This window comes from Pseudoalteromonas luteoviolacea DSM 6061, from assembly GCF_001625655.1.
Classification (GTDB): Bacteria; Pseudomonadota; Gammaproteobacteria; order Enterobacterales; family Alteromonadaceae; genus Pseudoalteromonas; species Pseudoalteromonas luteoviolacea.
In genome coordinates, this window is record NZ_AUYB01000094.1 from 9,855 (window position 1) to 27,803 (window position 17,949).

Here is a 17,949-nt window from a genome sequence, read left to right on the forward strand (position 1 = left end):
TGAACAAAGTACGGTTAAATTGGTAGGGTGATAAAATAAATAACAATGAAATCCCATAGAAATAAAATTACAAAATAATTAATAGTGACAAAAATTAATAATAAGAATATATAATAATAAAAATAGCTGGAGAGTTCTTGTGAGAGCAGGAAATTATTTTATCAAAGGAAATGTTGATACATTATTGGGTTTAACACCAGCTCAAGAAGGTATCTTATATGAGTACGTGACAGCACAAGATAGCTGTATGTATTGCGCACAATTGCATTTGACTCTATCTGGGCCGATTTCCATCAATGACTTTCAACGTGCGATTAAGGTTTTAGTGGATGGCAATGAAACACTACGTAGTGTGTTTAGGTGGAAACAGGTAAAAAAGCCAGTCCAAATAGTACTTAAGTCAGTTGCTGACCCATTCACTTATATTGATTATACCCAAGTATCAACTTTTTGCTCATCAACAGCATACTCAGATGCGTTAGCTTATATCGAAGCAGATCGGAAAAATACGTTTGATTTGGAACAGGGTGCTTTTCGGGTTGCATTGTTGAAAACAGATCATGAACAATATCAGTTGGTGATCACTAATCATCATATAATACTAGATGGTTGGAGCAACAGTGTTTTGCTCAAAGAGCTATTTAGTTTATATAGATATATTAAGAGCAGACAGCACTACCCTCATATAACTAAGCCTAGCTTGGAGCAATTTAGAAAGCATCAACTAGCTGAGTTGAAAAAAAATACCGATAGCCAATTTTGGCTGAATTACCTCAATGGTATTACTCCTAGTAATTGTTTTCCGATTAAAAAAGCGCCAGAAAACCATGTTACTTCTTCTAACCAGGAGCCTGCATTACAAAAAGTGCATTTGACTTTGAACAAGTCGGCTGTGGACCAATTTGCTCGGGCACATGGGCTCACAGTGTCAACTTTGATGTATGGTATTTGGGGGTTATTGCTACGAAGTTATTATAATACTGACGATATTCGCTTTGGTACTGCTATTTCCCATCGTCCGCCAACTTTGCAAAGTGCTGCAGAAGTAGTCGGTATAGCGATACAGACTTTACCCATCCGATTCAATTACGGTGAAAATATTAGTTTAAAAGAATATTTTTCTGCGGTGCAATGCAATCTTAATCAGTGTTTTAACCATCCGAATGTATCACTAGCCAATCTTATAGGCGATAGTGATATAAATCATCAAAGTGAACTGTTCGATACCTTATTTGTCGTTGAAAACTATCCGTTGCCCAAAGATGAGATCTTAGCTCAGACAGGTCTGACGTTAGATTCGTATAGCAGCTGGGAACAGAACAATTACCCTATGTCGGTGTGTGTGCAGTTGTTTAACGAGTATATAGTTGAGTTTAACTACGCAGGCAGTGACTTTGAGTCTGCTTTAGTTAGGCAATTAATACAACACTTTGAACACTTGTTGCGACTGGTGTTAGCCAATGTCGACATGCCAATTCAAAGTGTTTCGTTAATGAGTGCCGAACAGCGCAAAGATTTACTTGAAGCGACAAACGAAAGCTACCAAAAATATGCTTATGAACGCCCAGTCATTGAGGTTTTTGAATCTCAAGTGACAAGCAATCCACATCTAGTGGCGCTTAAATATGGCGAACAACATATCGATTATGCCACATTAAACAATCGGGCGAATCAATTAGCAGCTTTGTTGCAAACGCAATTTAGCGCAGCTGTGCAGGTCAAAAACAAACCTTATATTGTTGCTGTATTGATGGAACCCTCACTCAACTTGTTTGTTTCCATGTTGGCGATAATGAAATTAGGTGCTACCTATTTACCTATTGATACTAGCACTCCAAATCAGCGGATACTAACCATTTTGGCCGAAAGCGGTTCAGATCTTCTGTTGGGCAACAGCAAGCATTTCTCTGAGTTTGAAAACTGCGTTACGCCTATCATTGCCTTGGATCAATTGGCTTTTGACCCAACACAGGTGGTGTGTAACCCTAGCCGAGCTATAGCGCACAGCGATTTGTTATACGTAATTTATACCTCCGGATCTTCTGGCGTACCCAAAGGGGTAATGATCTCGCAAGGAGCGTTCAGCACTTTTTATCAAGCCTATACAGAACTGTTAGAGATTGAACCCAGCGATTCGGTCCTGTCGTTAACCGGTGTAGCATTCGATATCTTCTTTGGTGAAACCTTGGTGCCGTTACTTAATGGTGCACAAGTCATTATTGCAGGTAAAGAAAACGCTCGTGAAGGAAAGGAGATTGTTGGTTTACTCAATTCTCAAGACATTACATTGTTCCAAGCGACGCCGACTCGTTTAAGTATGATGCTCGTGGAAACTGAGAGTAAGAATCCACATCAGAACCTCCAAAAGCTGGTACTGGCAGGTGAGCCTTTACCGCTGGAAACTTACCGCCAAGCTCGGGAATACTTTGGCCCAAATTGTCAGATCTTGAATTTGTATGGTCCTACCGAAGCGACCATTTATGCCACTGTTGATTTAATGGAAGAAGTTGAACATGTAGTAATCGGCAAGGCACTTAGTAATTCTAAAGCCTACGTGCTTGACCGTCATGGTCATGTTCAACCGCCGATGATCCCCGGTGAAATTTGCCTTGGTGGTGACGCATTGGCCAGTGGATACTTAAACAATTCGACGTTAACCGAGCAGTTTTTTGTTAAACCTGATTTTGTCGATGAGCCGAAAGTTTATCTAACCCGCGATGCTGCCCGCGTTTTGCCCAATGGCGTAATTGATATTTTAGGCCGTCTTGACGATCAAGTGAAAATCCGCGGTTTTAGAGTCGAGCTTTCAGAAATCGAAAGCCAGTTGTCCACCAATAGTGCTGTTAAAGCCTGCTTGTTAATTGTCCAGCCAGACAGCCGTGGTGGAAAATATTTGGTCGCTTATGTCATCCCGCAAGAGGGGAGCAATATCAGTCATTTGGATGATAGACTCAAGGACTATTTGCTGTGCTCTTTGCCCGAATATATGGTGCCCAGAACATTTGTCTTTATCACCGAGTGGCCACTAACTGCCAATGGTAAAGTCGATAAAAAAGCCTTACCTTTGCCCGCGAAGGTACAATTGCAAAAAGAGTATATAGAACCTTCGACTGAAACCGAACAGGTGTTACTCGAAAGTTGGGCCGAAGTGTTGGCATTAGAGAAAAGTGAAATCAGTGTGACTAGCAGTTTCTTCGAATTGCACGGTCACTCGCTGTCTGCTGTGAGGTTAGTGGCCGATGTACGTAAACGATTGGGCTTCGAGTTACAGGTCAAAGATATTTTTGAATTGGAGACTATTAAGGCGATTGGTGCCAAAATCAATGATGGAGCGAATGACAAACCCAGTGAGAGGCCGGCTGTAAGTGCGGTTAATCGCGACAATCAAGATTTGCCATTATCGTTTGCACAGCAACGTTTGTGGTTTCTCAATCAGCTTGGGGATGACCACGGACAATACAATATGTCAGTGGCGTTTATACTCGATGGTAAGTTTGATGTTGATGTGGCTGAGCAAGCAATGGTTCGTATTATCAATCGCCATGAAAGTTTGCGAACCATTTTTAGCGTAAAAAACAACCAGTGCGTGCAAGCCATTCGACCTGCCAAAGGGTTTTCTATTGACCGCTATGACTTGCGCAGTTATGACTCTGTGCTGCAGCAGCAAAAAGCCAATGAATTGATAAAGCAAGACAGTCAAAAACCTTTTGATCTAAGCCAAGATTTGATGGTTAGAGCTGCGTACGTGATGTTGTCAGGACAAAATAGGTTACTGTTCAGTGTGCATCATATTGCTTCAGACGGTTGGTCGATCGGTTTACTACTGAAAGAGTTTGTCACTGCTTATCAAGATATCAGCCAAGATCGCCCTGACTCGTTGCCTGATTTAGATATTCAATACGGCGACTATGCCTACTGGCAAAGGCAATGGTTGGCTGAAGAGGTGCTAGAAAAGCAATTAGAATATTGGAGCGAGCAGCTGGCAGAAATGCCAGCGGTACACAATTTACCTCTTGATCACGACCGCCCGGCAATCAAGACCCATAATGGGGATAAGCTTAGCTCGGTGATTGACTTGCAAACAATGAACAGATTGCTAAAAGTTGCCCAGCAGAGCAGCATGACGCCATTTATGCTATTGCATGGTGCGCTCGCTTTGGTGCTGTCCCGTCACAGTAATAGCAGCGATATTGTTATCGGGACGCCTGTGGCCAATCGGAATCAGGCCGAATTGGCTTCACTCATTGGTTTTTTCGTCAATACAATAGTGTTGCGTGTCGATACCAATCATATGACTTTAGCGCAATACTTGGCGCATGTTAGGGACGTCAATTTAGCAGCGCAAAGCCATCAAGATGTGCCGTTTGAGCAATTGGTCGATTATTGCAAGGTGCCTCGCAGTACTCAACATAGCCCGCTGTTTCAAATCACCTTTACCGTTGAAGATGAGGACCTGGCCGATTTAGCTTTGCAGGGTGTGAAGTTCATCCCTATCGAAGGCGGTTCTGTGACTGCCAAATTTGACCTTGATATCAGCGCTAAATTGACAGGGCAAGGAATTGAATTTAGCTGGGTTTATGATAAGGCATTGTTTAGCCGGGAAACCATCAATACGATGAGTGGTCACTTAAAGTTATTGTTAAGAGACATTGCTCAGCGTTTTTCAACCACTGCTGGCTGTACTAAGTTGGCTTCTTTGGCAATGTTGTCAAGCAAGCAAAGTGACTATTTAGTAAACCAATTAAATCAGACTGTTTCTGCTTACCCACGAGATAGACTACTCCATGAAGTATTTGAAGCACAAGTGCAGTTGACACCGAACGCGCTGGCAGTGGTTAGCGCTACACCCGATGCAGCGCAACTGAGCTATAACGAGCTTAATCAAGCGGCCAATCAACTCGCAAATTATCTTCGCGAGCAGGGAGTTAAGCCGCAAATGACCGTAGGGGTTTGTTTTGAGCGCTGTACCGATATGTTGGTGGCTATCATGGCCATCCTAAAGGCTGGTGGTGCTTATGTCGCCCTTGATACGGCATATCCAGAAGCGCGTTTACAACATATGCTTGACGATGCTCAAGTGGGTCATGTTGTGACCCACTTGAGTTTACTGCCAGTATTTGAGCGAATTCCCAAAGTTCAGTTGATGGCGCTTGATAGTATGCATGCCACTTTGGCTGACTATTCAACTAACAACCTAACGCGTTTGCCGGGTCAGGATATATCGAATATTGCTTATGTGATATACACATCTGGCTCGACTGGGCGGCCCAAAGGAGTTGCCTGCTATGGTCATTCGGTGCTGAACCTGTTGACTCATATTGAGTCATTGGCGCCGCTATCACAGCCTGCTAACGGATTGTTGTGGACCAGTTTGAGTTTCGACGTATCGGTCTACGAGCTGATGAGTTGCTTGCTTTTTGGACACACTTTGCATGTGATTGACGACGATATTCGTCTTGATAGCACCGCACTGTTTGAATATATGCAAGCGCAACAGATCAGCAGTGCCTATTTGCCGCCATTTGTGATCAAAGACTTTGTGGCTTGGGGACAAACAGGGCGAAGTAAAGCCTCGGTCCTGCGTCGTTTACTGGTTGGTGTTGAGCCTATATTACTCAGTGATTTGCATAGTATCCATAACAATATTCCTGGCATTAATATCATCAATGGTTATGGCCCTTCGGAAGCCACAATTTGTAGCAGTTTATACAAAGTCGACGTGACTGAAGCTCATTCGTCGGATATGTTTGCACCTATCGGAAAGCCCGTGAACAACAGCCAACTGCTGATTTTAGACCAGCATAAGAACTTGGTGCCGTTTGGGGCTACCGGTGAGCTTTATATTGGTGGTGATGGTCTAGCACAAGGTTATTTGAACCAGCCGCAATTGACTGCCAAACGGTTTATAGACAACCCATACGGCGAGGGCCGTTTATATCAAACAGGTGACTTCGTGCGCTACCTGCCGGATGGCCATATCTCGTTTGTCGGCCGCGCAGATAATCAAGTAAAGATTCGTGGTTTCCGTATTGAACTGGGTGAAATTGAAAACCGCTTGGCGACCTGTGAAGAGGTTAATGCTTGCCTAGTATTAGCGTTACCGGACGTCTCAGGGTTTAAGCGGCTGGTCGCTTATGTTGTACCAGCATTAGGTGTGGATGAGTCTAACTTGGTAAGCCGCCTAAAGGCCAATTTACAATCTACGTTGGCAGAGTACATGATGCCTTCGGCATTTGTGCTTTTGGCTGACTTTCCGCAGACGGTCAATGGCAAAATTGATAAAAATGCTCTACCCCAGCCGGATATGACATCATTACAGGGCGAATATTGTGCGCCGAGCACTGATGTTGAAAGAACTCTAGTGAAGATTTTGGCTGGCTTGTTAGAGTTGGATGTTAATGTTCTTAGTGTTACGAGTAACTTTTTTGAGCTCGGTGGTCATTCACTATTGGCAGTACAAATGGTGGCAAAAGTACGTGCTGAGCTTTCATGCGAGATTGCGGTCAACGTGATTTTCGAGCATCCAACCATTAAAAGTTTAGCGCTATATATTGAACAAAGTGCTGGAGTTTCTGAACAGAGTACGTTGCTTGCAATTCCTCGGCAACCAGACCAAAAAATGGAGACTTCTTTTGCCCAGCAAAGGCTTTGGTTTGTCGACAAACTGGCTGGCGGCAGCACTGAATATAATATGCCGATAGTGTTAAAGGTGAGTGGTGCGTTTGAACCCCAAGCTGCAGAGCAGGCTATTGGGCGTATTTTAGCTCGTCACGAAATTTTGCGCACAGTCCTGGTTGAAGGCGTCAATGGGCCATTACAAAAAGTACAAAGTGATGTGCAATTTAATCTTGGTATTTATGATTTAACGGCTTTTAGCAGCGAAAAGGCTGATAAAAAAGCTTGCGATATTATCTTGGCAGACAACCGAAAGGCCTTTGATTTGTGCCAAGATTTAATGGTGCGAGCAGCTTATGTAAAGCTGCCTGAAGAAAAGGGCATGTTAGTGCTTAATATGCACCACATAGCTGCCGATGGCTGGTCGATGAAAATTTTGGTCGAAGAGTTCGTTATCCAGTACCAAGCAGTATTGGCTGGTCAGGCAGATCCGTTGCCGCCTTTGGCTATTCAATATGCCGATTATGCTCGCTGGCAGGCCAATGAGATGGCAGGCTCACAATTCGCTGGCCAACTGAATTATTGGTCCAAGCAATTGGACGGCATCCCATCGGTGCATACTTTTCCACTGGATTATCCACGGCCACAGACTAAGCAATTTATTGGTAAAGTTCATTATGGAACTATTGACAAAATAGTTGGTAAGCGTTTGCAGCAGCTGGCAGTGGCCCATCAGGCGACACCATTTATGGTACTCCATAGCGCTCTAGCGTTGGTGTTGTCACGGCACTCGAACTCCCAAGATATTGTGATTGGTACCCCAGTGGCAAACCGGTTGCGAGCTGAGTTGGCACCGTTGATTGGTTGTTTTATTAATAGTTTGGTGCTCAGAACCAGCACAGAACATCATCGTTTCAGAGATTATCTGGCTCATGTCAAACAAGTAAACCTCGATGCTCAGGCCAACCAAGACGTGCCGTTTGAACAGTTGGTGGAGCACTGTAATACGCCGCGCAGCAGTGCCCATACGCCATTGTTTCAAATTATGTTCGATATGAATACAAACGAAGTGGTGCCTTTGAGCTTGCCCGATGTGTCCTTTAGCCTGATGGCTAATACAGAGACTGTTGCCAAGTTTGACCTTCAACTGAGCGCACAGATCGTTGCCGATGAAATACAACTGCTGTGGACATATGACACTGCACTATTAAGTGCAGAATACGTTGAGCAGCTCAATAGTCATTTGGTGTGTGTAGTAAAAGCCATCAGTCAACTAAGCCAAGGTGGCGATATCGATTTGGCTAATTTACCGATGCTATCGGCAACAGAGCAGCAGTATTTGCTCAGTGATTGCAATGAAACCGAAGTGGCATATAACCAAGAGACCTTGGCACACAAGCTGTTTGAGGCTGAAGTGGCGAGAAATCCAAATGCAGTGGCAGTACTATTTGATGAAGGCTATGGTGCTCAGCAGCTGAGTTATATCGAACTGGACAAAAAGGCCAATTGCTTGGCCCATTACCTCATTGAGTTGGGGGTAAAACCGGACTCTTTGGTGGGTATTTGTGTAGAGCGCTCACTCGAATCTATGGTTGCGCTTTTAGCTATTCACAAAGCAGGTGGAGCGTATGTACCGTTTGACCCTGATTATCCAGCGTCTAGATTGGATTATATGCTCGAGGACAGCAAAGTTGATATTGTGCTGACCCAGTCGCATTTGCAAGCGCGATTTAATCATAAAAACGTTCAATGCTTGACCATAGATACCATTGAGGAAACAGTTGTTGAATATAGTGCCGATGCACCGGTAGTTGACGAACTGACGCCGAATTCTCTTGCCTACATGATTTATACTTCTGGTTCTACCGGTCAACCAAAAGGAGCTCAGGTCAGGCATCGTAATATGATCAATCTATTGCATTGGTATAGCGAGACGTACGCCTTTGATCTGCAAAGCCGTACGCTTATCATCAGTTCAATGGCATTTGATTTGACCCAGAAAAACTTGTTTACTCCGCTCATAAGTGGTGGTTCAGTGTGCTTGGCTCCGGCAGGTCATTACGACGCAGTGTTGTATCGAAAAATTATCAAACAGAATCAAATCAGCCATATAAACTGTGCACCTAGTGCTGCTTATGGCTTGAGCGATGATGGAACATCATGGGATGAGTTTGGCACTAGCTTGAAATATATATTGCTCGGTGGTGAGCCGATTGAATCGGCATGGGTGCAGCAATGGGCTGATTATCAAGGCCAAAAGCCTGCACTTATCAATATGTATGGTCCGACAGAGTGTACTGATATCGCCTGTCAGTTTGAACTGACCGAATCGTATTGGGCTGAACATCGTTCTACCCCGATAGGCAAACCTAATGCGAATGTTCGTTTGTATGTATTGGACCGGCAGCAAAGTCTTGTACCTAAAGGCTCTATTGGTGAATTGTGTATTGCAGGTCTTGGTGTTGGTGCTGGCTACCTAGGCAAGGTTGAGTTGTCGGCTGAGAAATTTATTACCCGCTCAATTGGTGATGATGCCAAGCAAGAATTGCTTTATCGCACTGGCGACTTGGTGCGTTACCAGGACGATGGTCAGCTGCTGTTTGTTGGTCGAATTGATGATCAAGTCAAGATCCGAGGCTTCAGAGTTGAACTGGGCGAAATCGAACATCATTTGTCGAGCTGTGATGGAGTAGCCGCTTCTATCGTATTGGTGCGTGAAGATTCCCTTAATCATCAAAACTTAGTGGGCTATATCGAAGTTGAGGATGAGGTTGACCAAGATAGTGTGGTTGCTAAGGCAAAACAAGCACTAAAGGGCAGTTTGCCAGATTATATGGTGCCGTCAGCTTTTGTAGTTGTTGAGCAATGGCCATTAACGCCTAACGGCAAGATCAACAAAAAGGCTTTACCTGCACCAGATGACTACACAGTATCTGCTCAGGTAATTAAGCCACAAACTGAAACAGAGCAAGCCTTAGTAGATATTTGGTCTGAACTATTGAAGCTTCCTTCAGAGCGTATCAGTACCATTGACAGTTTCTTTGAACTGGGCGGCCACTCGTTGCTGGCGGTAAATATGGTCGCGAAGATTCGGAGCCAACTCGGTCAGGAATTACCAGTAAAAGTGATTTTTGACACCCCGGATATCCGTCAGGTCGCGGCAGTTATCGATGCAGGCATACCAGTACCGCTAAGACCTGAGGTGACTGCTGTGACAAGAGACAACGAAGCGCATCCGGTTTCCTTTGCACAACAAAGGTTATGGTTTATCGACCAGATGGCCAATGGTAGTAACGAGTATAATATGCCAGTGGTGTTGCGAGTTGAAGGGGAGTTTAACCTTGTGGTGGCTGAACAGGCAATTGGCCGTATTATTGCCCGCCACGAAGTGTTGCGTACAGTTTATGTCGAGGGGGATGATGGGCCGCAGCAGAAGATCCGTCCAGCTGGTGAATTTAGCCTTAGCTTTTATGATTTGGCCACCATGCATGGTGTCGATACTGAGGCAGAAGCGGCAGAAATAATTCATGCAGACAACGAACGAATATTTGACCTCAGTGAAGATTTGATGCTGCGGGCGTCGTATTTGCGTCTTACTACGCAAGGGGAAAATAATCAAAGTCAGAAAGGTATTTTGGTGTTCAATATGCACCATATTGCCAGTGACGGTTGGTCTATGGGAGTCTTAGTTAAAGAATTTACAGCGCTTTACCCCGTGATTTTGTCAGGCGAGGCTGACCCTTTGCGGCCGTTACAAATCCAGTACACTGATTATGCTTATTGGCAACGGATTTGGATGCAATCAGACGCTTTGGCTCAACAACTGGAGTATTGGCGTGCTCAGCTTGTCGACTTGCCAGTCGTTCACAGCTTGCCACTAGATTATGCTAGGCCTCAGGTTAAATCTCATAAGGCCAAAGTAGTCAATGGCCATCTTGATGTGACTTTTACTGAGCGATTGCAACAACTGGCAAAGCGTAAGAACGTCACTCTTTTTATGCTATTACATAGCGCATTAGGAATAGTCTTGTCACGTCATTCCAACAGCAATGATATTGTCGTCGGAACACCAGTGGCTAATCGAATGCAGCAAGAGTTAGCACCACTGATTGGCTGTTTTATCAATACTTTGGTATTGCGTACTCAGTGTGGGCAAAGCGAGTCCCAGTTTACATTCGACGACTATCTGTCTCATGTCAAACAAGTCAATCTTGAAGCCCAAGCCAATCAAGATGTGATGTTTGAGCAATTGGTCGAGCACTGTAAAGCGCCTCGCAGTACTGCTCATACGCCATTGTTCCAAATTATGCTAAATATGGACACTACAGAAGCAATGCCATTGGCAATACCCGGATTGACTATTACGCCACAAGCCACGGAAGTTGTTGCCAAGTTTGATATGAATGTCACTGTTCGAGTTACAGCGCATGGTATTGAACTAGATTGGATTTACGATACGGCGTTGTTTAATCATGGAACCGTGGAAATATTGAAAGATCATTTTGAGCGAATACTTACATCGATTGGTGAAGATAGCGAACGAGCTATTAGTGACCTAGAGATGTTGTCTGCAGAACAAATCAATCATCTCGTAAAAGATCTCAATCAAACTAAGCTGGAGTATCCGGTTAATAGCTCAATTCATCAACTATTTGAAGCGCAGGCGCAGCGTATACCGAATACCACAGCACTGTTGTTTGAAGAGCAATCGCTAACTTTTAGTCAGTTAAACCAGCAGGCTAATCAGGTGGCTCATTGCCTCAAAGCTCAGGGAGTAGGTAAAGGCACCTTAGTAGGAATTTGTGTTGAACGTTCCATGTCGATGGTGGTCGGTATTTTGGCTATCCTCAAAGCCGGTGGTGCCTATGTGCCGTTAGATCCAGCTTATCCGCGGAGCCGCTTGGCGTACATTATACAAGATAGCAGCCTTATGCATATATTGACTGAATCGGGTCAATTAGGCGAATTGGGCCTAAGTGACGATATCGTTCTGACCGACTTGGCCGCTGATAAGAGCGAATACCCAGTGACTAACCCTGAACATGACACTGCTGGTTTAGCATACGTAATTTATACCTCCGGCTCTACTGGCCAGCCAAAAGGGGTGTTGGTTGAGCATACTAACGTGGTGGCTTTCTACGCATCATTCTCTGAGCAGCTGGAGGCGTTAGGTGTTAGTGATAAGTCTCCTTGGGCTTGGACGAGCTCATTTGCCTTCGATGCGTCGGTCAAAGGTCTGGTGTACTTACTGATGGGACGTCCCGTCATTATAGCCTCTGCGATGCAAAGTAAAGATCCTGAAGCGATTGTTGCAATGATTGAGCAGCATAACATTGAAGTTTATAACGCTAATCCGTTTATGTTGGACATGGTGATTGACCAGTTACAAAGCACCGAAAAGTGTTACCCGCATCTGATCTCAAGCGGTGAGCAGATTTCAGCGCCGATCTTTTCCAAATTACAAATGTATAGCAAGCTCAATCAATGCCGGGTGATCAATGCTTATGGTCCTACTGAAACGACCATTAACAGTACCTTTGGTTTGCTGGGGGATACGCTTCATATTGGTAGACCGATAGCTAATACCCAAGCTTACGTTTTGGATGCCCAGCAAAACCTACAGCCGAAGGGCTGTGTAGGTGAATTGTGTCTTGGCGGTGCAGGTGTAACACCGGGTTACTTAAATCGTCCGCAATTGACTGATGAAAAGTTTATCAAGAATCCGTTTGGTGGAGGTCGGTTGTATCGCACCGGTGATTTGGTGCGCTATGACGAAGACGGCAATTTGATTTTTGTCGGACGCATGGATGAACAGGTGAAGATACGTGGTTTTCGCATTGAGCCGGGCGAAATAACACACCGTCTGGGAGCCTGTAAAGGCGTTGATTCGGCATTGGTATTGGTACGTGAGGACGAGCATGGTGAAAAGCGCCTTGTTGCATATGTGCTTGGACAACAAGAAATAGGTAATGAGTTGATAGCGGACATTAAACATCAACTTCAAGGGCAATTGCCGGATTATATGATTCCGTCGGCATTTGTCATGGTTGAAAAATGGCCACTGACCGGTGCTGGGAAAATAGATAAAAGTGCCTTACCGGGTGTTGATGACCAAACCTGCATGGTCGAATACGTCGCGCCTTCGACGGATACAGAACGTATGTTATTGGCTATTTGGGCTGATCTGTTGAAGGTTGATGTCGAAAAGATAAGTGTGACTGAGAATTTCTTCGATATTGGCGGACACTCGCTGTTATTGGTGCGATTGCTCAGTGCCATTAGACAACAAACCAATGTCAAATTGGATATACAACAAACCTACTTAAATCCCACAATCCACTCAATGGCAAAGTTGGTTGAATATTGTCAATCAAGCTCATCGCTGACAAGTCTCATTGACAACGCCGATGATGCAGATATTGAAAGGATGGAGTTTTAGATGAAAGCCTTAGAAGTCATTCTGCTATTGCACAAAAACAAAATATTGCTCAGCACCTCAGGAGATAAACTTGTGGTTGACGCGCCCAGAGGTGCCGTTACTGTTGAGTTGGCCAATTTAATCCGAACTAACAAGCAACAATTACTGGCTTTTCTGACAGAGCAACAGCATTTTGTCAACGAAGTGAGTACATATGAAAGTATCAAGCGAATGCCACGTAGCGAAGCTATTGTATTGTCTGACGCCCAACAGCGTTTATGGTTTGTCGACAATATGGCAGATGGTGACAGCGTGCAATACAATATTCCGGTTACTCTGCGAGTAAAAGGGGCATTTGACCCTGCAGTGGCTGAACGGGCAGTTGGCGAAATTATTGAACGTCACGAAACTTTGCGCACTGTATTCGCCGAAAAGGAAACCGGGCCTGTACAAATCATCCTTCCAGAGTTTGATTTTAAGTTGGCTCGTCATGATTTAAGCGGTTCGGAGAATTTAGAAGAAAAAGTGGCTGAGTTTATTCATGCAGATAATCAACGCGCTTTTGACTTGAGCAAGGATTTGATGGTACGTGCAAGTTGGCTGAACTTGAGCGGTGAGGGTAGTGAACAACAGGGTATTTTGCAGTTCAATATCCATCATATTGCTTCGGATGGTTGGTCAATGGGCGTTTTGGTTAAAGAGTTTGTAGCACACTATCAATCCATTCAAAATGGCACGAATAATGACCTACTCCCACTGAATATCCAGTATGCCGATTACGCTCAGTGGCAACAAGAGCAGGTAGAGAAAGCTCCTATGCAAGCTTCTGTAGAGTATTGGCAAAAGCAGCTTGAAGGTATTGCACCAGTACATAACCTTCCACTTGATTATGAGCGAGGTCCTACAAAGTCACAACAAGGTAAAGTGGTAACTGGGCACATTAATAAATCATTGAGTGAAGCAATACTTCAATTAGCCAAAATACAAAAGATTACCCCTTTTATGCTGTTGCACGCGGCATTGGCATTGCTGTTATCACGTCATTCCAATAACACCGATGTTGTGATTGGCACACCAGTTGCCAATCGAACCCAAGCTGAATTGGAGTCGCTCATTGGGTGTTTTATCAATACTTTAACGTTGCGAGCTGAAGTCACGCACGATACATTGTCAGATTACTTTTGCCATATCAAACAGGTAAATTTGGATGCTCAAGCTCATCAAGGGGTAGCATTCGAGCGCTTGGTAGACCTATTGAATGTACCGCGCAGCATGGCTTATACACCATTGTTCCAAATTCTCTTTACCTTGGACACTAATGAAACCAAAGTGCTCGATGTTCCGGGGCTATCTTTTACCGTAATGGATAACCCGACACAGGTGGTCAAATTCGACATTGATATCACCGCAGCTGTTACCAGAGAAGGTATCAAAATCTCATGGGTTTATGACGAAACTTTATTTAAACAGCAGACCATTGAGCGTTTAAATGCCCATTTATTCGGATTGCTTGAGAGGATGGTTAATATGCCAAATGCGTGCTTGGCAGAACTCTCAGTTTTGTCTGACGATGAAAGACATTATTTGCTGGTCGAGCGCAACCAAACTGCGCTGGATTATGCTGATGAAAGTCTCATTCATCAGGTGTTTGAAGCTCAGGTAGAAAGCCAGAGCGAGCGTTTGGCTTTGGTATTCGACGATCATTTGCATACTGTCAAATTAAGTTACACCACACTTAATGAACAAGCTAACCAACTTGCCCATTACTTAAAAAAGCTGGGCGTTGGTGAACAATCTCTAGTCGGTATTTGTCTGCAACGTTCACATAATTTTATGGTTAGTGTGCTGGCGGTGCTCAAAGCTGGCGGGGCATATTTGCCATTGGATCCGAATTATCCAGTAGAGCGTTTGCAATACATGTTAGAAGACTCAGGGTTACAACATTTGGTGACCTTGTCGACCTTCAATGAAAACTTGACGATTAATGACAATATCAAAGTCATTGCACTGGATGTCGAGAGCTGTGTCCAGCAGATCTCAGCTTGCCCTTCAACTAATGTTGAACTTGATTATGCACAAAAAGTTGATGACTTGGCTTATGTGATTTATACCTCTGGTTCTACCGGAAAACCCAAAGGGGTTATGCTGTGCCATCAAGGCGTGGTCAATCTGGCTCATGCTCAACAGGCGTCATTTCCCTTGGACCCACAAAGCCGGGTACTGCAGTTTGCTTCATCTAGTTTTGATGCCTGTGTATGGGAATGGATTATGGCATTGCTTGGGGGCTCTACTCTGGTCATTTGTAACGAAGACCAAAAACAGTCTCCTGAAGCTGTGGCCCAGTTTATTATTGATAAAGGTGTTACTCATGCTCTGTTGCCACCGGCTTTGTTACGCAACATCAATTCTGAACTTCAATATCCGCTGAAATGTTTGATTGTCGCTGGCGAGGCTTGTAGTGAGTCACTGGCCTTGCAGTGGGCGGCCAAAACTCGATTCTACAATGCTTATGGCCCGACGGAAGCCACTGTCTGTGCAACGATTGGAGAGGTGACCGTCAATGGGAAGCTGACTATCGGTGAAGCGATTGCTAACAGCCAGATGTATGTGCTTGATACTCATCAAAACTTAATGCCTAAAGGTGGCTGTGGAGAATTGTATATTGGTGGAGCTGGGGTTGCAAAAGGTTACCTCAACCATGAAACTTTGACGGCCAATAAGTTTGTTGACAATCCATTTGCAGATCTTACCGGTAACAAATATCCCAAGTTGTATCGTACCGGTGACTTGGTACGTTATTTACCTTGTGGCCGATTAGAGTTTATAGGTCGCATTGACGATCAAGTTAAACTGCGTGGTTATAGAATCGAACCGGGTGAAGTTGCACATGCGATCAACGAAGTATCAGGCGTTGCCGCGAGCCTAGTTATGGTACGTGAAGATACCACTGGGGAGTCTGCATTGGTCGCATATGTTGAATTTGCCACTGAGTCTGAGCAGCCGAAGCAGCTTAAACAGCTTAAAACGGCACTTAGATCAAGTTTGCCGCAACACATGATACCCACTGTTTTCGTAATGATGTCACAGTGGCCGTTAACCCCGAATGGTAAAATCGACAAAAAAGCCCTGCCTGAATTGGACGATACTGCCTTGTTAGGTGAGTATGTCGCACCACGTTCGTACAATGAACAGGTGTTAGTGAGAATTTGGGCCAAACTGCTCGGTCTGGCAGAGGGCAGCATTGGTATTCATGCTGACTTTTTTGCTCTTGGTGGGCACTCACTGCGTGTGACTCAAATGCTGATGCAAATCAGAGAATTACTTGACGTAAAAGTACCGGTTGTGGCGGTTTTTGAAAATCCGACTATAGACAGGTTGGCGCAATACATTGCTACCCATGGAGAAAAAACTAAGTTTGAGGCCATCCCAGAATTGGCAAAACAATCCGATTATCAGGTTTCTGAAGCGCAAAAAAGCCTTTATATGCTGGTCCAAAGCGATAAGGATTTAAAAACTACTTATAATATATCGACGTTTATCCAACTTGACGGTGCTTTAGATATCCCTCGTTTCAACAAAGCGTTGAATGAGGTTGTAAAAAGACATGACGTTTTACGTAGTCAATTTATCAGTATTGATGGTCAGATAAGGCAACAGGTATTGGATGATCTTACCATTGAAATTGATGTGATTGAAATACACGAAGGTGAGGCTGAAGTGTTGGCGCAAAAAGAAGATTTTTTGCAACCATTCGATTTATCAAAGGCCCCTTTGGTTCGAGGACGCTTATTGAAATTTAGTGTCGATAAGTATGTATTCATGTTTGATGTTCATCATATTATATTTGACGGGACATCCAGTTCACTGTTTATCAAAGAAGTCATTTCTGCCTATGAGGGCATCGAATTGGCACCCGTGAATCTTCAGTACCATGATTTTGCCAAGTGGCAGGAGAGTGAGTTTAATTCTGAACGCTTCGAATCTGCCAAACAATATTGGATGCAACAGTTTGCAAAAGAAGTACCTAAGCTCGAATTACCATCTGACAGAGTGCGAGCGCAAAAACGCCATTATGCCGGTAGTAGTTATGACTTTCATTTAAGTCGCTCTTTGACTGATAAAATCGAGGCGTTTAATCAGACCCACGGCGGCACTTTATTCATGTTCTTATTAGCCAGTCTAAATGTATTGCTGTTTAAAAAAGCTCGCCAGAGTGAGTTTGTCGTTGGGACACCTGTGGCAGGGCGCAGCCACCCTGATGTAGAAAACATCATCGGGATGTTTATTAACACTATTGCCCTGAGAAACACAGTCATCCCGAAGCAAACTTTTGAACAGTTTTTAAGCCAGGTTAAAAGCAATACTTTGGCGGCATATCAACATCAAAACTACCCGTTTAACCGCTTAGTCAATGAGTTAAATGCGGCTCGTGAACCGGGCAGAAGTCCGCTGTTCGATATTATGCTAGTTCTTCAAAATACTGAGCAGGCGAGCGAAAAGTTCTCCTCTTTAAAATCAAAACCTTACAAGTTCAACTACACAACGTCGAAGTTTGACATGTTGATAAATACCATGCTGATAGACGGTGAATTGAACGTGACCATAGAGTACAGCACGCAACTTTTCGACCAATCGTCTATAGCGACTTTCGCCAAAGATTTTGGTCAACTCATCGACAATATTATCAAAGATCCACAACAGCTGCTGGCAGACGTAGAAATCGTATCGGCACAGGAGAAACAGGGAGTGCTAGACAGTTTAGCCAAAAACAATGAACTACTGGAGGTGGAATTTGATTGGTAGCAGAACTTAGCACTGACGGTCTGGTGGTATCAGACTAGATATTAGCGTCGAAGCTGCTGTTACATACACTCAGTTAGCCTCTTTTTTCGAATATTAAAACCCTGTATCGAGAC

At 44.1% G+C, this 17,949-nt stretch carries 2 protein-coding genes; both read left to right on the forward strand.

From position 1 onward, the window contains the following. The first annotated feature begins 139 nt into the window (after window positions 1-139). Window positions 140-13,054 carry a non-ribosomal peptide synthetase gene (locus N475_RS07260; RefSeq protein WP_063364968.1) on the forward strand — a complete coding sequence of 4,305 codons (12,915 nt, stop codon included), beginning with the start codon at window positions 140-142 and terminating at the stop codon, window positions 13,052-13,054. Beyond that, entirely contained in the window at window positions 13,055-17,836 is a 4,782-nt protein-coding gene (locus N475_RS07265; RefSeq protein ID WP_063364969.1) for a non-ribosomal peptide synthetase, read from the forward strand. Window positions 17,837-17,949: the final 113 nt, after the last annotated feature.

Excerpts from the sequence above, each read along its gene's own strand:
- N475_RS07265 (WP_063364969.1), top strand. The coding sequence starts at position 13,055 with ATGAAAGCCTTAGAAGTCATTCTGCTATTGCACAAAAACAAAATATTG.